The organism is Corynebacterium sp. HMSC05D03, from assembly GCF_001807205.1.
Lineage (GTDB): Bacteria > Actinomycetota > Actinomycetes > Mycobacteriales > Mycobacteriaceae > Corynebacterium > Corynebacterium aurimucosum.
Genome location: NZ_KV788168.1, coordinates 279,261 through 298,766, shown reverse-complemented (window position 1 = coordinate 298,766; position 19,506 = coordinate 279,261). Strand labels below are relative to the sequence as shown.

The window sequence follows — 19,506 nt, the reverse complement described above, 5'->3', positions numbered from 1 at the left end:
GCGCTTCACCCTAACTATGTTCTCTGGAAGCCAGCTGAAGCAAAAGCCAGAAAACGCTGCTTCACATCCTCTGTACGATAGTGCCCATGAGCACACTCATTGTCACCCGCGCGGATTCCGGAGTAACCCATTCCTTCCAAGAACAGCCCCTGCTCGGGGAAGGCGACACGGTCGTGGATGTGCAGTTTTCTTCCCTCAATTACAAGGACGCCATGGCCTTGGAGGGCGATAAAGGGGTCATGCGCATCAATCCCCTCGTCCCCGGCATCGATGTCGTGGGCACTGTGTCGGAGACTTCTGATTCTCGCCTGGACCCCGGCCAGCTTGTCGTCTCCTGCGGCGATGGCTTGGGCGAATTCCGCCATGGCGGCTACACCACCCGCCAGCGCGTCAACGCTGAAGCCACCATCCCCGTGCCCCAACGCTTCAGCGCTCACGATGCCGCCGCCATCGGCACGGCCGGATACACCGCCGCTATCTGCGTGAACCAGCTGCGCACGCACGGCACCACGCAGGGCCATGTCTTGGTGACCGGCGCCACCGGAGGCGTGGGCTCCATCGCGGTCCAGCTGCTCAAGTCTTCCGGCTACGAGGTCACCGCCGTCACCGGCCGCGTGGAATCCCAGTCGGACTACCTCACCTCACTCGGCGCGGATCACGTGCTCGACCGCGCAGCGCTGTCTGAGACCGGCCGTCCGCTGCAGAAGGCGCTGTACGACGGCGCCATTGACACCGCCGGCTCCACCGTCCTAGCGAATGTGCTGGCGCAGGTGCGTTGGGGTGGTGTGGTTGCGGCCACCGGCATGGCAGCCGGCCCGGACCTTCCCGCTTCGGTGCTGCCGTTCATTTTGCGCGGCATCGTGCTGGCCGGCGGCAATTCGGTCGACGCGCCCCGCGAGGTGCGCGAGGAGGCCTGGCAGCTTCTCGACGAACACCTCGACCTCGACATGCTGAACTCTATTACCGAAACGGTTCCGCTGGCTGATGTTGCCACCGCCGCTCAAGAGCTCCGCGCGGGCTCCCGACATGGGCGCACGGTGGTCGAGATATAGGCTGGGACAGATTTAAGCTGGGCAGCGGTGTGCCGCCCGCTCCCTTTTAGTGGTGTACGCGGTGCGACAGGGATTCGTCGTCAGTGCCGGGGGTATCACCCAGCTCGCCCGTGGTGTTATCGTCGCTGCGGGCCAGCCAGATGGAAGACACCACCAGTCCGCCCCAGATGACGACGACGAAGAGAATGAAGAGCAGGATTGCGCTTGTAGTCATTGTCGTTCTCCTTTCTTAATAGCCGTTACTTGTCGTCCGTGATCGGTGCGGCAGGCTTACCCGTGGCAAGCGGGTTCGGTGTGCCGGCCGGGCGGCCGCCCACAGGAACGCCGTAGTCCGAGGTCTCCATTCCGTCCAGGTACTTGTTGCCGCGGAAGGCCACCAGCGGCATGACGAAGCTGGCGAGCAGGATGACGCCCAGCGCTGCCCAGCCGAAGAGCCCAATCTGGGTGGAGGAGTAGCCCTCATAGCCCTCGCGGGCAATCGTGATGATCTCGTTGACCAAGAAGTAGACGAGCAGCAGCGGGGTGGCGATGAAGGTCAGGAACTGCCAGAAGCCACCGACCTTGAAGTGCGAGACGGCGTTGAGGTGCTGCTGGATCTCGCGGCGGCGACCGGTGACCCAGCCGACGACCACTAGGGCACAGATGGCGCCGAAGACGATGCCCAGGTTGTTGGTGAACTTATCCATGATGTCCAGGGTGACCAGGCCCGAGGAGGTGGAGAACAGGAAGCAGGACACGACCGCCATGGTGCCGCCAACGGTGATGGCAGAAACGCGGCGAGAGACGTTGAACTTATCTGCCACAGCAGAGACGACGACCTCCATGATAGAAATCAACGAGGTCACACCAGCCAGGAAGAGGGAGCCGAAGAAGAGGACACCAAACAGTCCGCCGAGCGGCATGAGGTTGATGATCGTCGGGAAAGCGATGAAGGCCAGGCCGATACCGGAGGACACCACCTCATCCACGGCCACGCCCTGCTGGGCAGCCATGTAGCCCAGGGTGGCGAAAACGCCGATGCCGGCGAGAACCTCGAAGGAGGAGTTTGCAAAGGCGGTAACCAGACCCGTATTGGTGAGGTTGGTGCGCGGCTTGAGGTAGGAGGCGTAGGTGATCATGATGCCGAAACCAATGGACAGGGAGAAGAAAATCTGCCCATAGGCGGCGATCCACACCGATGGGTTGCTCAGCACGGACCAATCCGGAGTGAAGAAGGCGTTGAGACCCTCGGCGGCGCCGTCGAGGAAGAAGGCGCGGATCACCAGAATGATGAACATGACGGCCAGGACCGGCAGGAAAATGGAGGTCAGCTTACCGATGCCCTTGTTGATGCTCGTGGCCAACGTGGCTATGCAGACGATCCACACGAGGATCATGACGCCGAGAATGGCGGGGACGACGTGGCCCGAGTAGGTTGCCTCCGGGTTTGCTTGGAGGAAGTCGCTCATAAAGTACGTTGATGGATCCTCGCCCCACGCCTGGTTCACAGACTTGATGGTGTAGAGCGCCGCCCAGGCAATGATGGCGGCGTAGTAGATGGCGATGAAGAAGTTCACGCCGACCTTGAACCAGCCGATTCCCTCCCAGCGGCTGCTGATACGGCGAAATGCCAGCGGTGCAGAACCGCGGAAGCGGTGACCAATGGCCAAGTCGAACCACAGGATGGGAATACCGGCGGTGAGCAAGGCAACCATGTACGGGATGAGGAAGGCGCCGCCACCGTTGTCATAGGCAACGTAGGGGAAGCGCCAGATATTACCTAGGCCGACGGCGGATCCGATGGCGGCCATGAGGAAGACAAAGCGCGTATTAAAAGTATCGCGTGTCGAGCGAGTCTTATGCGGGGTTGATGTGGTCATGAGAGAACTTTCTTCTTGAGCAAATATCGCGCACGGCGAGACCCTAGGAATTGTTTATACGGGCCGCGTACGACGAGTATTAGCGAGAAGCATAGCCTAACTGCCAACCTATAGGTACCGTTTTGAATACTTATTTCTAGTTCTTTATCCCTTCCGAAACCCCATGGCTAGGACCTCAAAACCACTACTACCCCTCAACGCCTAGCACCTGTCCGCAACGATGAATCCGGAAGGAGGCTGAGCGATGAAGGGTAAAGGGCAGAAAAGGATGTGACGCGACTAGACGTGCAGATCGCGGTTCTGAATCCCCTTGGGAACGGCGAGCACACCAATAAGGGAGACGATAGAAATCACAATGCCATAAGCAGCGATGGCCATGGAAGTCTCGAACTTGGAGTAGAGCATCTCCGCAATCATTGGGGCGAAGGCGCCACCGATAATGGAACCGAAGGCATAGCCGATGGACACGCCCGACAGGCGCACTTTAACCGGGAACATCTCCGCGTACATCGCCGATTGCGGGCCGTAGCTCGCACCCAAGATGACGCCCAGCAGGAACACAGCTGCACCGAAAAGCATGACGTTGCCCGAATCTACCGCCAAGAACACCGGGGTGATGTACAACGCCAAGACAACGTAGCCGCCAATAAACGTCGTGCGGCGCCCAACCTTGTCGGAGAAGTGGCCAAAGTACAGCGTTCCAATGAACCAGCCTATCGACGCAACCAAGGCTACCGCGAGGGCCTGAGGGCGTGTATAACCCACCACCTTCGTGCCATAAGCGGTGAAGTAGGCGATGACGAAGTAACCAATAGCGTTGTTGGCGGCAAAGATGAGCGCACACTTAATGACGGTTCCCAGGTGCCCCTTGAACAGGACCGCGAGCGGTGCGGTGGACTTTTCCTTCAGCTCCTCCATTTCCGCGAAGGCCGGGGACTCTTCCACCGCCCGGCGGATCAGGTAGCCCAGAAGAATGAGCACGACGGAGGACAGGAACGGGATACGCCAGCCCCATGCAAGGAACTGCTCCGGGGTGAGGACGGCGGAGAGCACCAGCATAAAGATGGTGGCTAGGAACATGCCGAGGGGCACTCCTACCTGTGGGAAAGCACCAAACAGTCCGCGCTTGCCCTGCGGGGCGTGCTCAACGGCCAACATCGCCGCACCACCCCATTCGCCGCCGGCGGAAAGGCCCTGGAGGATACGTAAGAGCACCAGCAGGATAGGCGCTGCCATGCCAATGGAGGCGTAGGTGGGCAGCACACCCATCAGCATGGTGGCCAGGCCCATGCCGACCAACGTGACGACGAGGACCGGCTTGCGCCCGAGCCTGTCACCCAAGTGACCGGCCAGGATGGCGCCGAGGGGGCGGAAGAGGAAGGAGATACCCAGTGACGCCCAGGAAATGATCTGCGCGAGCGAAGCGCTTTCATTGGAGACCGGATCGAAGTACTGGGTGGCAAAGATCAGGCCGGCGGCCTGGGCATAGATGAAGAAGTCGAACCACTCAATGGTGGTGCCGACCATCGATCCGGCGAGCACGCGCTTGTGCTCTGTGGTAATTCCCGGCCCTTGGGCAGGCTGTTGGGTGACTGGTGCAGACATAGTGGAAGTCTTTTCTCTATGGGTGCAGAAGCACGGCGGATACAGTTAAAGCCAGTGAACTAAGGAGACAAATAGTGAGCTGGGCACGCCCGAAAAACCGAGAGCGGTCTATTGATCGCGGTTGTCGACGATCCTCTTGGCCTTGCCCTCACCGCAATCAACGTGGTCAGTAATCTCGACGCCAACGCTGATGCCGATGCGCTCCTTAATCTGTTTCTTCAACCACTGGGCAGAAGCGTCGATCTGATCGGGGGTCGCGTCCGAGGAGTGCTCAACCACTAGGGTGAGGTGGTCCATGCGGCCGCGCTTGCTCAGCACGCACTGGTAGCGCGGACGAAGCAGACGGTCCTCGGTGATGATCTCCTCGAACTGCGACGGGAAGCAGTTCACGCCGCGCAGGATGATCATGTCATCGTTACGGGCGGAGATGCGGTCGATGCGGCGCATCGACCGCGCGGTGCCTGGGAGCAGGCGGGTGATGTCATGGGTGCGGTAGCGGATGATCGGGAAGGCTTCCTTGGTCAGGGAGGAGATAACCAGCTCACCGTACTCACCGTCCGGAACCGGCTGCATGGTCTCCGGATCGATGATCTCTGGGTAGAAGTGGTCCTCCCAGACGGTCAGGCCATCCTTGGTCTCCACGCATTCTTGGGCCACACCCGGACCCATCACCTCGGAGAGACCGTAGATATCGGTGGCCGTAATACCAAAGCCTTCCTCTAGCTCGCGGCGCATACCCTCACTCCAGGGCTCGGCGCCAAAGACACCAGCGCGCAGGGAGGATTCGCGCGGGTCCAGGCCTTCCTTGCGCATACGGTCAAGAAGGTTGAGCACGTAAGACGGCGTACCCAGAATCGCGTCCGGCTGGAAGTCCTGCATGATCTGGATCTGGCGTTCCGTTTGGCCACCGGAGGTCGGGATTGCAGTAGCACCCAAGGCCTCCACGCCATAGTGGGCACCCAGGCCGCCCGTAAAGAGTCCATAGCCGAACGTAATCTGAACCTTATCGCTCTTGCGCAGGCCACCAGCCCGCAGCGAACGGGCTACCAGCTCGGCCCAAATACGAACATCATTTTCGGTGTATCCCACGACGGTCGGGCGACCGGTGGTGCCGGAAGAAGCGTGGATGCGGGAAATTTGGTTCTGTCCTACGGCAAACATCCCAAAGGGGTACTCCGCACGGAGAGTTTCCTTGTCAGTAAATGGAAACAGCGCAAAGTCCGAAAGCTCCTTGAAGTCATCCGGATGAACGCCCTTCTCATCAAATGCACGGCGGTAGTGGGGAACGTTGTAGTACGCGTGGCGCAATTCATTCTTCGCGCGTGCGGTCTGCAGCGCGATAATTTCATCGCGAGAGGCGTACTCAATGCCCATCTGGGGGCCATGGTGGTCAGAGAAAATGTCAAACGTTGCGGTCACGTCATTTGCCTTTCATTTCGAGGAGAGGGAAATTCCACACCCCTCAAGCTCCATCGAAAGTGCTGCAAGAAGTTGGTTAGCTGGGACAACGCACAACATGTGCGAAACTTACTTACCGTTCGGTTGGGTAAGTCTTGTGACGTACACTACAGACCATCGCGGTGATAAACAACACATTTAGGCCAAGTTTTTGAACTGCGACACATCTCCGCAGGCCACGGCGGTTTCGCAAGCAAACGAAGCCCCCACCCCCGAATTGAGCAATAACGCCCCGAGCAAAACACCCGTTCGGGGCTACTGCAGCGCCTGTGGTGCTAGACCACCAAAGATCACGCTCTCAAACGTGCTGGCCAGTTCTTCGGCATCAATTCGCCCCTCTGGTTCGTACCAATCGGACGTCGAGTTGATCATTCCGAAAATCATGCGGGTCAACAGCGGAGCCTCAATGTCGGAGCGGATAGCCCCCTCCTCCTGAGCAGCCTCCACCAGCGGAACCACGGAACGCGTCAGCGTACGGCGGCGCTCCAACGCACTCCGCTCCACCTCGGAGTTTCCACGCAAACGGAGCAAGAGCGCGACAGACTTCGGGTCGGAGCACAGCACCTCAATCGAGCCACGCAATAGCCCGCGGACCCTCTCCCCCGCCGACACATCGGCCGCGGCCATCTCTTCCGCGACCGCCTCCAAACGGCTGAGCGCCTGCACTACCGTCAGTTCCAAGATCTCTTCTTTCGACGAGATGTGGTGATACAGCGCAGACTTGGAAATCCCCAATTCGCTCGCCACGTTATCCATCGACGTGGCGTCGTAGCCGCGGGCAGTAAAAGCACGAACGGCTGCACGAATGACATCTTCACGGGAGTAGCCGGGGCGGCCACGGGCCGCGCCCTGGACAGCGGATTTCTCATTCTTCACGCAGTCCATTCAAGCAGAGAGCCCCGAGCACCGTTAGACTAGTGAGCCACCACACCCCTTTTCGCTCCCTCGGCAGCACTGCGGAAGACCCTTCCCAAGGAGGATTTCCCATGAGCACCGAGCACCCCATCCTCGCCCCCGGCGTCGCCGAAGGCCCCGAGTTCACCCACGTACGCGCCATGTTCGATGACGACCGCGCCACTGCGGAAATTGGTGCGAAAATTACCGCGCTGGACCTCGGCAGGTGTGAAGGCCACTTCACCATCCGCCCTGAAATGTGCAATGGGCACGGTACGGCACAAGGCGGCTATTTGTACATGTTCGCCGATTCCATCTTCGCCGGCACCTGCAATTCCGGTGGCGACTTGGCCGTTGCCGCGCACAACTCAATCCACTACATCGCCCCCGCCTTCGAAGGTGACGTCGTTGACGGGGTTGGGGTGACCCGCCAAGCCTGGGGCCGCAACGGCGTCGTCGATGTCACCCTCAGCATCAAGGGAAAGCCCATCGCCGAATTCCGCGGCACATTCCGCGTGCTGCCCGCCAAGCCCCAGAATCGCAACAAGTAGGGCGCAGCTCACAAACGTGGTTGACATAGCTCACACATGGCCCATATACTGACCAACCAGTCAGTAAGTATCACCCAGCCGACACTGAGTAGAGAGGGAACGATTCCTCCCATGACCCCATCAGAAAAAACACTCACCGCCGTTCCGGCCGCGGATGAAGCACAAGCACAGCAGCGCTTCGACGAGCTCATCGCCGAAGACTCCCGCATCGAGCCCACCGACTGGATGCCGGCTGCTTACCGCAAGACTTTGACGCGGCAGATTTCCCAACACGCGCACTCCGAAATTATCGGCATGCAGCCGGAGGCCAACTGGATCAGCCGCGCGCCTTCACTCAAGCGCAAGGCCATCCTCATGGCCAAGGTGCAGGATGAGGCCGGTCACGGTCTTTACCTCTACTCCGCTGCGGAGACCTTGGGTACCTCGCGCGACGAGCTGGTACAGCAGCTGCTCGACGGCACCGCCAAGTACTCCTCGATCTTCAACTACCCGGCGCGCACGTGGGCCGACATCGGAGCCATCGGCTGGTTGGTGGATGGTGCTGCCATCTGCAACCAAGTGCCGCTCTGCCGCGCCTCTTATGCTCCCTACGGCCGAGCCATGGTGCGCATCTGTAAGGAAGAGTCCTTCCACCAGCGTCAAGGCTGGGAGATCCTCTACGAGCTGTCCCACGGATCCCCCGAGCAGAAGCAGATGGCTCAGGAAGCCATCAACCGTTTCTACGGCCCGGCACTGCAGATGTTCGGCCCGCCGGATGATGACTCACCCAACTCCAAGCAGTCCATGGCATGGAACATCAAGCGCTTCTCCAACGATGAGCTGCGCCAGCGCTTCGTGGACATGATCGTTCCACAGGCCGAGGCCCTTGGCCTGCACTTCGAGGACCCAGACCTGAAGTGGAACGAGGAGCGCGGCCACTATGACTTTGGTGAGCTTGACTGGTCCGAGTTCAAGGCCGTCATTAAGGGCGAGGGTCCCTGCAACGTGCAGAGGATGCAGCGTCGCCGCCAAGCGCATGCCGATGGCGCCTGGGTCCGTGAGGCTGCCGCAGCCTACGCCGAGAAGCACCACTCGGCTGATAGCTCGCTCATTGCTTAACGCCTAAGCACACTGCCCAACCAGTTTCGAGACCTTAAGGAAGATTCCATGTCTAGCTCTAACTGGCCCATGTGGGAGGTCTTCGTACGTTCCTCCCGCGGCCTTTCTCACGTCCACGCCGGCTCGCTCCACGCACCGGATGCCACGATGGCCCTGCGCAACGCCCGTGACCTCTACACCCGCCGCAACGAAGGCACCTCCGTCTGGGTCGTACCCAGCGAGGCCATTGCCTCTTCCGACCCTGATTCCAAGGGCGGATTCTTCGAGTCCCCGCAAGGTAAGAGCTACCGCCACGCCACGTACTACGACAAGTCGGAAGGAGTGCCGCACCTGTGACCGGATTTGCAGCCGCCGATTCTGCGACCAAGCAATCGCAGGGCAACGGCATCACCGCAGAAGACATCGCCGCCTCCGGCGCAGTCGCACCCGAGGACACGGCGCGCTATGCGCTCACGTTGGGCGATGACGCCCTCATCCTGGCCCAGCGCCTGGGCTGGTGGATTTCGCGGGCACCAGAGATGGAGGAGGATATCGCCCTAGGCAATATCGCTCTCGATCTCATTGGACATGCCCGCTTCCTCCTCACCTATGCCGGCACCGCATGGGGCAAGACCGAGGATGACTTGGCCTACTTCCGCAATGAGGAGGAGTTCCGCTCCGCCCGCCTTGTCGAGCAGGAGAATGGCGACTTCGGCTACACCATCGCCCGCCAGCTGCTCTTTTCCTATTACCAATACGGGCTCTACACGGCTTTGCTGGAGTCGAAAGATGAAACCATTGCGGCTATCGCAGCCAAGGCCATCAAGGAAGTCGAGTACCACGTCGACCACGCCAACCAATGGGTTCTGCGCCTAGGCCTCGGCACCGAGGAGTCTCACCGCCGTATCACGGAGGGCCTGATGTACATGTGGCCCTACCTTGACGAGCTCTTCGAGGATCTCCCGCTCCACGAGAAGCTGGCGGCAGAAGGCATCGCCGTCTTGCCGTCGAGCCTGCGCGAGCAGTTCGATGAGCGCATCGCCTACGTCTTAGACAAGGCAGGTCTGGCTATCCCGGAGGTCAAGCAAGCCCGTTCCGGGCAGCGCACCGGACGCTTCTCCGAGCACCGCGGTTTCATCCTCGCGGAGATGCAGTCCCTAGCTCGCCAGCACCCCGGCGCGACCTGGTAGAGAAAAGGAAAGGACCAAGGTTTCACCGTGTCCATCACAGATAAGTCCCACCCGCTGCGCCCCACGCAGCCTGACGACGCCCACGTGTGGGACGTCACCGCCGAGGTGCCCGATCCGGAAATCCCCGTTATTTCCATCGCTGACCTTGGTATTCTCCGAGATGCACGCCTGGAAGGCGATACTGCGGTGGTCACGATTACCCCAACCTATTCCGGCTGCCCCGCCATGGAGCACATCACGACGGACATCACCACAGCGCTGACCGACGCCGGCTACGCCAAGGTGCGTGTCGACCTCGTTCTCCACCCGGCGTGGACCACCGATTGGATGACGGAGACCGGCCGGCAAAACCTCAAGGACTACGGCATTGCCCCGCCCAGCGGTACAACCCGGGCCACGCCGGAAGGTCCTATCCCGCTCACGCTCGAACCGCCGCCGGCCATCGAATGCCCCCACTGTGGCTCCCGCCGCACACGTAAGCTTGCCCAATTCGGTTCCACCTCCTGCAAAGCTCTCTATAACTGCCAGGACTGCTTGGAACCCTTCGACTACTTCAAGGTGCACTAATGACCACGACCCCGTCTGCCCCCGCAAAGAAGAAGGCCACGTTCAACACCCTGACCGTGTCCGAGGTGCGCGCCCTGACTTCAGACTCCGTGGAGGTTTCCTTCGCTATTCCTCCGGAGCTCCAGGACGACTATGACTACATCCCCGGCCAGTACGTTGCGCTGCGGGCAACTATCGACGGCCAAGAAGTCCGCCGCTCCTATTCCATCTGCGATGTGCCTCGCGACGGCGTGCTGCGCGTCGCCATCAAGCGCGACCGCGGTGGCGTGTTCTCCACGTGGGCCAACGACACTCTGCAGCCCGGCGACACCATGGATGTCATGAATCCGCAGGGCGCATTCACCTCGAAGACCCACCTGACCGGTCTGAACAATCCTGAGGCTGTCCGCGAGGAGCTGGAGAAGCTCGAGAATCCGCACCTCGTGGCCATCGCTGCGGGATCCGGCATCACGCCGATCATGGCGATTGCGCAGACGGTGCTCCACAGCTCCCCCGACACCACTTTTGAGCTCATCTTCGCCAACAAAGGCGGCGGTGACGTCATGTTCGCCGAAGAGATCGGTGACCTCAAGGACAAGTTCCCCACGCGTTTTGCCGTGCACCACGTCCTCTCCCGCGAGCAGCGCGTCAATCCGCTATTCTCCGGGCGCATCGACGCTGAAAAACTTCAGACCCTGCTGGATAACGTGGTGCGCACCGACAACGTCGACGAGTGGTTCCTCTGCGGACCCTTCGACTTGGTGCAGCTGGTACGCGATGAGCTGGCCAGCCGTGATGTCGGTGAGAAGGATGTGCGCTACGAGCTGTTCACCACCGGCAAGCCCTCCGGAGACCAGAACCAGGCTGGGCGCCACGTCGAGGTGGATCCGGAAGGCGATAACGTCAGCATTAATTTCCAGCTCGATGGCCTCTCCGGCTCCGTTGAGTCCCCGGTCTCTGCCAACGAATCCCTGCTCAACGCCACCCTGCGCGTGCGCTCCGACGTCCCCTTCGCCTGCGCCGGCGGCGTGTGCGGCACCTGCCGCGCCAAGCTGGTGGAGGGTGAGGTCGACATGGCGGAGAACTACGCCTTAGAGGCCGACGAGGTCGAGGCCGGCTACATCCTGACCTGCCAGTCGCGCCCCACCACCCCGAACATCGTCCTCGACTTCGACGCCTAGGAGAAACACACATGATCGACCTGCACCACGACGCCGAAGCCGGAGTCGTCGAACTCGTACTCAACAACCCGAAGGCCTTGAACTCCCTCGCGGAGGAGGACCTTGCCGAGCTCTCCCGCACCCTCGATGAAGCCGCAGAGCTTAGGCCCCGCGCGCTCATCCTGCGCGGTGAGGGCAAAGGCTTTTGCGCGGGCCGTAACATCAAGGGGCTCAACCCGCGTGAAGACGATGCCACTGCCTACCTCGCGGACGTTGTCACTCCCGTGCTCAAGAAGATCGACAACTTTCCTGCCCCCACCTTCGCCGCCGTGCACGGCCCCTGCCTGGGTGTCGGCCTCGGTCTCGCTTTGGCCTGTGACGTCGTCTACGTCGCCGAAGACGCCAAGTTCGGCTCCCCATTTGCCAACCTGGGCGCCACTCTCGATTCAGGTGGGCACTCCCTCTTCGTCGAGCGCCTAGGAACGCACCGCGCGATGGACCTCATCATCACTGGTGACCTCATCCCCGGCGCGGAGGCAGTGCGCGCGGGGCTCTTCTCCCGCGCGGTACCTGCGGAGGAGCTGCTGGAGTTTACCCGGGGCGTCGCCCAGCGCGCAGCCCACGGCGCCACCCAAGCTTTCCTCACCAGCCGCACCCTGGTCCAGGACATCCGCGATAACGGCACCGGTTTGTGGGCCAGCGTCGATGCCGAGAACATCGCTCAGGGAAAGCTCTGCGATACCGAGGACTACTACGAAGGCTTCGCCGCTTTCAACGAGAAGCGCCCGCCGGTCTTCCACGGCCGCTAAAACCTCCAGACCTTCTAGAACACACGACAGCTAACCCACCACAGTTAAGGAATCACATGACTGCATACCTGGTATCCGGCTTCCGCACCCCCGTGGGCCGCTACGGCGGCACACTATCCTCGGTGCGCCCAGATGACCTCATGGCCACCGCAATCAAGAAGACGGTGGAGGAGGCCGGACTCGACCCCTCCGCGGTGGATGAAGTCATCATCGGCAACGCTAACGGCGCCGGCGAAGAGAACCGCAACGTTGCTCGCATGTCCTGGCTGCTCGCCGGGTTCCCGGACACCGTACCGGGCATCACGGTCAACCGCCTGTGCGCTTCGGGCATGTCCTCGATTGCCCTGGCCACCGCCCTCGTGGAGTCCGGCCAGGCGGATATTGTCATCGCCGGTGGCGTCGAATCCATGTCCCGCGCCCCCTGGGTCATGGAGAAGCCAAACAAGCCTTTTGCTAAGCCAGGCCAGGTTTTTGATACCTCCATTGGCTGGCGCTTTGCCAACCCGAAGTTCGCGGAGCAGGAGAAGATGACCTACTCCATGCCGGAGACCGCCGAGGAGGTGGCCAACGTCTTTGGTATTAGCCGCGAGGACGCCGATTCCTTCGCAGTGCGTTCCCAGGAGCGCGCGCTCGCTGCCATCGAGGCCGGCAAGTTTGCCAGGGAAATCGTGCCCATCGAGGTCACCGACCGCAAGGGCAACGTCACCGTCGTCGACACCGACGAAGGCCCCCGCCCGGGCACCACGATGGAGGTCTTGGCCAAGCTGCGCCCGGTGACCTCCCTGGGTGACGTCACCACAGCAGGTAACGCCTCTTCGCTGAACGACGGCGCCTCCTGCGTCATTGTCGCCTCCGACGAGGCCCTCAAGAAGCACAACCTGACCGCCCGCGCCCGCGTGGTGGCCAACTCCGCACGCGGTGTGCGCCCAGAGATCATGGGCACCGGCCCCATCCCGGCTACCCGCGACGTGCTGGAGCGCGCCGGCTGGGAGCTGGACAGCGTGGATGCCGTCGAACTCAACGAAGCTTTTGCCTCCCAGTCCATCGCTTGCATCCGCGAGCTGGGCTTGGATGAGAACAAGGTTAATACCTGGGGCGGCGCCATCGCGCTGGGCCACCCGCTGGGTTCTTCCGGTTCCCGTATCACCTTGACCCTGCTCAACCGCCTGGAAACGGACGGGTTGAGCCGCGGCATCGCCACCATGTGCGTGGGTGTGGGCCAGGGCACCGCAATTGCGATTGAGAGGGTCTAAATGACTACTGCCATTGAGATTTCGACGCGCGGTGAGAATGACGAGATTGTCCTCGCCAAGCTCAACCGCCCCGCCGTCCGCAATGCCATCGATGAGCAGATGGTGGCGGAGTTCCACGAACTCTGCGCGCAGCTCGAGTCCGATCCCCGCATCCTCATCATCACCGGCTGCACCGTGGATACCCCGAAGGGCCCCCGCGGGATCTTCGCCTCCGGGGCGGACATCGCGCAGCTTCGTGAGCGCCGCCGCGAGGACGCCCTCCGCGGCATCAATTCCGGCATCTTCCACCGCATCGCCTCGCTGCCCGCCCCCGTCATCGCAGCGGTGGATGGCTACGCCCTCGGCGGCGGATTGGAGTTGGCCTTAGCCGCCGACTTCCGCGTGTCCACTCCTTTTGCCAAGTTTGGCCAGCCTGAAGCCGGCCTGGGTATCGCTGCCGCCGCGGGTGCCACCTGGCGCCTCAAGGAGTGCGTGGGCACCCCGCTGGCGAAGGAGATTCTGCTGGCCGGGCGCATCCTCAACGGCGAGGAGGCGCTGGCCAATCACCTGGTCAGCGAGCTGCACGAGCCGGATGCGCTGGTCGACGGCGCCCTGGCACTAGCCGAGCGCATCGCCCAGCAAGATCCATTGGCCGTGCGTTTGACTAAGCAGCTCATCTCTATGCCTGATGCAGCGCACCCGGCGGTGGACAACATCGCCCAGGCCGTGCTTTTTGAGTCCCCCGCCAAGTTTGAGCGGATGCAGGCCTTCCTGGACCGCAAGAAATAAACCTTCCACCCACAAGGAGAATCAACTCATGTCCTCAGAACTGCAGGTTCCTGCCAAGGTCGGCGTTCTCGGCGGCGGCCGTATGGGCGCGGGCATCACGCACGCCTTTCTCGCCGCCGGCGCGTCCGTGACCGTAGTGGATATCAACGACGACGCCGTGGCCGCCGCTCGCGAGCGCGTGCACAAGGCCATCCGCGGCTCCCTCGACCGCGGGGCGGACGGCACCTTCGAATCCTGGGATCAGCGTCTCAGCTTTTCCACCACCGCCTCCGCCTTCGCCGGCTTCGACCTCGTGGTTGAGGCAGTTCCAGAATCGATGGATCTCAAGGTGGCCGCCTTCCGGGATATCGCCGAAGCGGCCCCAGAGGCTGTCGTCGCCACCAATACCTCCTCACTGTCGGTATCGCAGCTGGCAGAAAGCATCCCCAACGACGTCATTGGTCTGCACTTCTTCAACCCGGTCCCAGCTTCCAAACTGGTGGAAGTGGTTGTTGCCGAGTCCACGCCGGAGGCGCTCGTGGATACCGCCAAGGACTGGGTCGAGGGCTTGGGCAAGACCGCGGTGGTGGTCAAGGATGCCCCCGGCTTCGCTTCCTCCCGCCTCGGCGTGGCCATCGCGCTGGAGGCCATCCGCATGGTGGAGGAAGGCGTGGCCTCACCGCGCGATATCGACAACGCCATGGTGCTGGGCTACAAGTTCCCCATCGGCCCGCTGGAGCTGACCGATATCGTAGGCCTTGATGTGCGCCTCGGCATCGCCGAATACCTCGAATCCCAGCTAGGTGAGCGTTTTAGCCCGCCGCAGCTCATGCGCGACATGGTCGCCCGCGGGGAGCTGGGCCGCAAGTCCGGCAAGGGCTTCTACGACTACTCCGAATAAGCCGCACTCCCCCTCCACTATTTCCTAGCGCTCCTACTTCTTGTCCTTCGACGCCACGAGCGCGTTAGTGATGCGCGCCGTACACAGCCTCCTCCCCTCGTCATCTGTAATGATGATCTCGTGGGAGCACAGCGTCTTGCCCAGCTTGATGGCGGTGGCCGTCGCCGTGACCAGACCCGCGCGCCCGGAAGCGTGGTGCGTTGCGTTGATGTCCACGCCGACGGCGACCTTGCCCAGCGTCGAAGCGTGAATCACCGCCGCCCAGCTACCAACGGCCTCCGCTAGGCACGCCATGGCCCCACCGTGGAGCAGCCCGAAGGACTGGGTATTGCCCTCGACCGGCATGGTGGCCACCACTCGCTGGGCCGACTCTTCCAGGATTTCAACACCCATCTTCTTGTCCAGCTCACCCAACTGAATCTTCCATACCTCTGCGGTCATGCCGTACTCCTTACTTAATCCTAGAAATGTGACGCAGACTATACTAGCCTGTATTTACTGACCAACCGTTCGGAAACTAATGGAAAGGCCAAACTTTTCGCTATGACTGAAGCCCTCGTCCCCAGCTACCTCTCCGGCCAGTGGCTCACCCCGGACAACCCCTCACGCGTCGCTGACGTGCACGATGCTTCCACTGGAGAAGTCATCGCTCGAGTCAGCGCCAAAGGCCTCGACATCGCCGGCGCCATCGACTACGCCCGCAGCACCGGGCGCGAAGGCCTCCAGAAGCTCACCTTCCACGAGCGCGCCCTCAAACTCAAGGAGCTGGCGATCTACCTCCAGGATCACCGCGAAGAGCTCTACGAACTGGCCAACAAGGCCGGCGCCAACAAGCGCGATAATTTCGTCGATATCGACGGCGGCATTTCCACCATGTTCACCTTCTCCTCGAAGGGCCGCCGCGAGATGCCTAATTCCACCGTCATGCCGGACGGCGAGGCAGAGGTCTTTTCCAAGGACGGCTCCTTCATCGGCCGCCACATCTACACCTCCATCCCTGGCGTAGCCGTACAGATCAACGCCTTCAACTTCCCCGTCTGGGGCATGCTGGAGAAATTTGCCCCGGCCTTCATCGCGGGCGTGCCCTCGATTGTTAAGCCCGCTACGCCGACCGGCTACATCACCGCGGCTTGTGTTCGCCTCATGATCGATTCCGGGATCCTGCCGGAAGGCAGCCTGCAGCTCATCTCCGGCTCCGCCCGCGACATGTTGGATCACCTGGACTACCGCGATCACGTGGCCTTTACCGGCTCTGCCGATACCGCGAATACCCTGCGCGCACACCACAACGTCATCGAGGGCGGCATCCAGTTCAGCGCGGAGGCTGACTCCCTCAACGCTGCCATTCTGGGTACCGATGTCACCGCGGACTCCCCGGAGTTCGAGGCCTTCGTCAAGGCAGTCTTCGGCGAGATGACCTCGAAGGCGGGTCAGAAGTGTACCGCCATCCGCCGCGCCATCGTCCCGCATGCGCTTGTCGACGCCACCATTGAAGCCCTCAGCGCACGCCTGCGCGACAAGGTCGTCGTGGGCGATCCGCGCGATGCCTCCGCCACCATGGGTCCGTTGGTCTCCGCGGATCAGAAGCAGGACGTCGCGGAGGCCGTCGAGAAGCTCAAGGCCGGCGGCGGCGAGGTAGTCTACGGCGGCGAGGAGGCCGAGGGCGCGTTCTTCAACCCCACTATCCTGCGCTTTGCCGATAATCGCACCCCAGCGGTCCACGACACCGAAGCCTTCGGCCCCGTCGTCTCCTTCCTGGGTTACGACTCCCCCGCCGAGGCCATCGAGCTCGCCGCCCTGGGCTCTGGTTCGCTGGTTGCCTCCGTTATTACGCATGACCCGCAGCTGGCACGCGAGTACGCACTCGGCATTGCTGCCCACCACGGCCGCCTGCATTTCCTTGACCGTGATGATGCGAAGACCTCGACCGGCCACGGCTCTCCCCTCCCGCACCTCGTCCACGGCGGACCGGGTCGCGCCGGCGGCGGCGAAGAACTGGGTGGTGTGCGTGGCATCCTGCACTACATGCAGCGCACCGCTATTCAGGGCACCCCGGATCACCTCACCGCCATCACGGGCCAGTGGCACCGCGGCGCGGCCGTGCAGCGCGTGACCCGCGCCGACGTGGAGAATGGCCAGGGCACCCACCCCTTCCGCAAGGACCTGGCTACGCTACAGATCGGTGACCAGTTCGCCTCCGACCTGCGCCACGTCTCCCTCGAGGAAATCCTCGAGTTCGCGGAGAAGACCGGCGATACCTTCTACGCCCACACTGACGAGGAGGCCGCAACGGCCAATCCCTTCTTCCCGCGCCGCGTCGCACACGGTTACCTGCTGGTCTCCTGGGCTGCGGGCCTCTTCGTGGAGCCTGCGCCGGGCCCGGTCCTGGCCAACTATGGCCTGGAGAACCTGCGCTTCATTACGCCGGTCACCTATGACGATTCCATCCGCGTGGAACTGACCGCCAAACGCATCACCCCGCGCGTGACCGATGACTACGGCGAGGTCTGCTGGGATGCCGTGCTCTACAACCAGGAGGATGAGATTGTGGCGACCTACGATGTGTTGACCCTCGTGGAGAAGGTGAACACGACCTACGCCGAGGGCACAGCCTCGGCGTAAAGATGATAATGTGCGAGCCAAGTCACACAATCGAGTCCGGTTTCTTTTATCATTACTGTCATGAAAGAAACTAACTTGGTCACTGGCTCCGTCATCATCGTCGGCAGCGGCCTCGCCGGCATGGTCGCCGGCTACGAGGCCCTCAAGGGCGGAAAGCACGTCATCTTCCTGGAACAAGAAAATCGCAATAACCTAGGCGGCCAGGCCTTCTGGTCCCTCGGCGGGCTGTTTTATGTCGACTCCCCCGAGCAGAAGATGATGCGGGTCAAGGACTCCGAAGAATTGGCCTGGCGCGACTGGGCCAACTCTGCCGACTATGACCCAGTGACCGAGGATGACCGGCACGATTTTTGGGGCGCGAAATGGGGCCGCGAATACGTGCGCTTTGCCGCTAATGAAAAGCGCACATACCTCAAAGGCCTAGGCCTCAACGTGCTGCCCACCATCGGCTGGGCCGAGCGCGGTTCGGGCGATGCCTCCGGCCACGGCAACTCCGTCCCGCGTTTCCACCTCACCTGGGGCACGGGCCCGGAGGTCGTGCGCGTCTTCCGCGAACCACTCCTTAAAGCAGAAGAACAAGGCCAGGTCGAATTCCATTTCCGCCACCGCGTGGACGAGCTCGTCGTCGAAAACGACGACGCTGGCAGCCCGCGCGTCGTCGGCGTGCGCGGCAGCGTCCTCTCCCCCACCAGCCAGCCACGCGGTGAGGCGAGCCCGAGGAATGTGCTCAAGCACTTCGAGCTGCGCGGCTCTGCTGTCGTCATCGCCACCGGCGGCATCGGCGGCAACCTGGACAAGGTCCGCTGCATGTGGCCGACTGAGCGCTGGGGCGAATGCCCGGAGGAACTGGTCACGGGCGTTCCCGCGCATGTCGACGGCCGTGGCATAGACATCGCCCAGCAGGCGGGCGCCTCGGTGGTCAACACGGACCGCATGTGGGCCTACACCGAGGGCATGACCAACTGGAATTCCATCTGGCCCGGCCACGGCATCCGTATCATCCCCGGTCCGTCAGCACTGTGGCTCGACGCCGAAGGCAACCGCCTGCCCACCAACCTTTTCCCCGGCACCGATAACCTTGCGGCCTTGGCCCACATTGGCCAGACCGGGCACGGTTACTCCTGGTTCGTGCTCAACCAGACCATCGTGGACAAGGAGTTCATCTTCTCCGGCTCGGAGCAAAACCCAGACCTGACGGACAAGGAATTCAAGAAGCTCGCCGGCAAGCTGGGCCCCGGCACCCACGTGGCAGTCAAGGCCTTCATGGAGAACGGAATTGACTGGGTGGTGGAAGACAACCTGGAGGATCTCGTTGCCGGAATGAACCGCATTGCACCTGAGGGCTCCCCCACCATTGAGGTACCCCAACTTAGAAAAGTCCTGGAAGATCGTGATTCCCAGCAGGATAATGCCTTCAGCAAAGACGCCCAAGTCAACTACCTCCGCGTTGCCCGCGGATTCTTAGGCGATAAGCTCATTCGCGTTGCTCCCCCACACCGCATCCTGGATGAAACCAAGGGCCCTCTCATCGCAGTACGTTTGAAGTTCCTCACCCGCAAGACGCTAGGTGGCCTGGAGACCAACCTGGACGGCCAGTGCCTCAATCCCGATGGAACGGTACTCCCCGGCCTCTATGCTTGCGGCGAGGCCTCCGGTTTCGGCGGTGGCGGCATGCACGGCAAGAATGCGCTGGAAGGCACCTTCCTGGGCGGGTGCATCCATTCTGGCAAGCGCGTGGGCGAAGCTTTGGCGCGCGAATAGCACGGTTTTCTAATACTGTCG

At 62.0% G+C, this 19,506-nt stretch carries 19 protein-coding genes; 13 read left to right on the top strand and 6 right to left on the bottom strand.

What is annotated here, in order from left to right; translation table 11 throughout:
- Positions 1-86 precede the first annotated feature (86 nt).
- The gene (locus HMPREF3147_RS03790) at positions 87-1,052 is read left to right on the top strand and encodes an MDR family oxidoreductase (RefSeq protein WP_070444677.1); all 966 of its coding nucleotides are present in this window, start codon (positions 87-89) and stop codon (positions 1,050-1,052) included.
- Positions 1,053-1,098: 46 nt separating this feature from the next.
- Here HMPREF3147_RS03790 and metS read toward each other — a convergent pair whose 3' ends face one another.
- The 5 genes from metS to HMPREF3147_RS03765 form a co-directional block, all read right to left on the bottom strand.
- On the bottom strand, positions 1,099-1,266 hold the full coding sequence (metS, locus tag HMPREF3147_RS03785) for a methionine/alanine import NSS transporter subunit MetS (protein ID WP_070444675.1): 168 nt from the start codon (positions 1,264-1,266) through the stop codon (positions 1,099-1,101).
- A gap of 25 nt (positions 1,267-1,291) precedes the next feature.
- Positions 1,292-2,911: a sodium-dependent transporter gene (locus tag HMPREF3147_RS03780; RefSeq protein ID WP_070444673.1), complete on the bottom strand. Its 1,620-nt coding sequence runs from the start codon at positions 2,909-2,911 to the stop codon at positions 1,292-1,294.
- Between the two features lie 279 nt (positions 2,912-3,190).
- Complete coding sequence (locus HMPREF3147_RS03775; RefSeq protein ID WP_070444671.1) at positions 3,191-4,516, bottom strand: MFS transporter; 1,326 nt, start codon at positions 4,514-4,516, stop codon at positions 3,191-3,193.
- A gap of 108 nt (positions 4,517-4,624) precedes the next feature.
- The gene (locus HMPREF3147_RS03770) at positions 4,625-5,890 is read right to left on the bottom strand and encodes an AMP-binding protein (protein WP_253287237.1); all 1,266 of its coding nucleotides are present in this window, start codon (positions 5,888-5,890) and stop codon (positions 4,625-4,627) included.
- 339 nt (positions 5,891-6,229) lie between these two features.
- Positions 6,230-6,850, bottom strand: a complete 621-nt coding sequence (locus HMPREF3147_RS03765) for a TetR/AcrR family transcriptional regulator (protein ID WP_246815718.1) — start codon at positions 6,848-6,850, stop codon at positions 6,230-6,232.
- 110 nt (positions 6,851-6,960) lie between these two features.
- Between HMPREF3147_RS03765 and HMPREF3147_RS03760 the strand changes: the two genes are divergently transcribed.
- The 10 genes from HMPREF3147_RS03760 to HMPREF3147_RS03715 all read left to right on the top strand — a co-directional run bounded on the left by HMPREF3147_RS03760 (position 6,961) and on the right by HMPREF3147_RS03715 (position 15,102).
- Positions 6,961-7,419 carry a hotdog fold thioesterase gene (locus HMPREF3147_RS03760; protein WP_070444665.1) on the top strand — a complete coding sequence of 153 codons (459 nt, stop codon included), beginning with the start codon at positions 6,961-6,963 and terminating at the stop codon, positions 7,417-7,419.
- A gap of 111 nt (positions 7,420-7,530) precedes the next feature.
- Positions 7,531-8,517: a 1,2-phenylacetyl-CoA epoxidase subunit PaaA gene (gene paaA, locus HMPREF3147_RS03755; RefSeq protein WP_070444663.1), complete on the top strand. Its 987-nt coding sequence runs from the start codon at positions 7,531-7,533 to the stop codon at positions 8,515-8,517.
- A 48-nt stretch (positions 8,518-8,565) separates the two neighbouring features.
- Positions 8,566-8,853 (top strand): 1,2-phenylacetyl-CoA epoxidase subunit PaaB, encoded by a 288-nt coding sequence (gene paaB / locus HMPREF3147_RS03750; RefSeq protein ID WP_039672784.1) that lies wholly within the window; start codon positions 8,566-8,568, stop codon positions 8,851-8,853.
- Positions 8,850-9,686, top strand: coding sequence for a 1,2-phenylacetyl-CoA epoxidase subunit PaaC (paaC, locus tag HMPREF3147_RS03745; protein ID WP_070444661.1), 837 nt, complete (start codon positions 8,850-8,852; stop codon positions 9,684-9,686). Before paaB ends, paaC begins: the two co-directional genes overlap by 4 nt.
- Before the next feature lie 27 nt (positions 9,687-9,713).
- The gene (gene paaD / locus HMPREF3147_RS03740; protein ID WP_070444659.1) at positions 9,714-10,253 is read left to right on the top strand and encodes a 1,2-phenylacetyl-CoA epoxidase subunit PaaD; all 540 of its coding nucleotides are present in this window, start codon (positions 9,714-9,716) and stop codon (positions 10,251-10,253) included.
- Positions 10,253-11,413 (top strand): 1,2-phenylacetyl-CoA epoxidase subunit PaaE, encoded by a 1,161-nt coding sequence (gene paaE / locus HMPREF3147_RS03735; RefSeq protein WP_070444657.1) that lies wholly within the window; start codon positions 10,253-10,255, stop codon positions 11,411-11,413. Before paaD ends, paaE begins: the two co-directional genes overlap by 1 nt.
- 11 nt (positions 11,414-11,424) lie before the next feature.
- Positions 11,425-12,201: an enoyl-CoA hydratase/isomerase family protein gene (locus HMPREF3147_RS03730; RefSeq protein ID WP_070444655.1), complete on the top strand. Its 777-nt coding sequence runs from the start codon at positions 11,425-11,427 to the stop codon at positions 12,199-12,201.
- A 56-nt stretch (positions 12,202-12,257) separates the two neighbouring features.
- On the top strand, positions 12,258-13,454 hold the full coding sequence (locus HMPREF3147_RS12915) for a thiolase family protein (RefSeq protein ID WP_070444653.1): 1,197 nt from the start codon (positions 12,258-12,260) through the stop codon (positions 13,452-13,454).
- Positions 13,455-14,222 carry an enoyl-CoA hydratase/isomerase family protein gene (locus tag HMPREF3147_RS12910; RefSeq protein ID WP_070444651.1) on the top strand — a complete coding sequence of 256 codons (768 nt, stop codon included), beginning with the start codon at positions 13,455-13,457 and terminating at the stop codon, positions 14,220-14,222.
- A 28-nt stretch (positions 14,223-14,250) separates the two neighbouring features.
- The gene (locus HMPREF3147_RS03715) at positions 14,251-15,102 is read left to right on the top strand and encodes a 3-hydroxyacyl-CoA dehydrogenase family protein (RefSeq protein WP_070444649.1); all 852 of its coding nucleotides are present in this window, start codon (positions 14,251-14,253) and stop codon (positions 15,100-15,102) included.
- Positions 15,103-15,135: 33 nt separating this feature from the next.
- Here HMPREF3147_RS03715 and HMPREF3147_RS03710 read toward each other — a convergent pair whose 3' ends face one another.
- Complete coding sequence (locus HMPREF3147_RS03710; RefSeq protein ID WP_070444647.1) at positions 15,136-15,543, bottom strand: PaaI family thioesterase; 408 nt, start codon at positions 15,541-15,543, stop codon at positions 15,136-15,138.
- Positions 15,544-15,645: 102 nt separating this feature from the next.
- Here HMPREF3147_RS03710 and paaZ point away from each other — a divergent pair, with 102 nt between their 5' ends.
- Both paaZ and HMPREF3147_RS03700 read left to right on the top strand, forming a co-directional pair.
- Entirely contained in the window at positions 15,646-17,724 is a 2,079-nt protein-coding gene (gene paaZ / locus HMPREF3147_RS03705; protein ID WP_070444645.1) for a phenylacetic acid degradation bifunctional protein PaaZ, read from the top strand.
- Between the two features lie 60 nt (positions 17,725-17,784).
- Positions 17,785-19,485, top strand: a complete 1,701-nt coding sequence (locus tag HMPREF3147_RS03700) for an FAD-binding dehydrogenase (RefSeq protein ID WP_070444643.1) — start codon at positions 17,785-17,787, stop codon at positions 19,483-19,485.
- Positions 19,486-19,506: the final 21 nt, after the last annotated feature.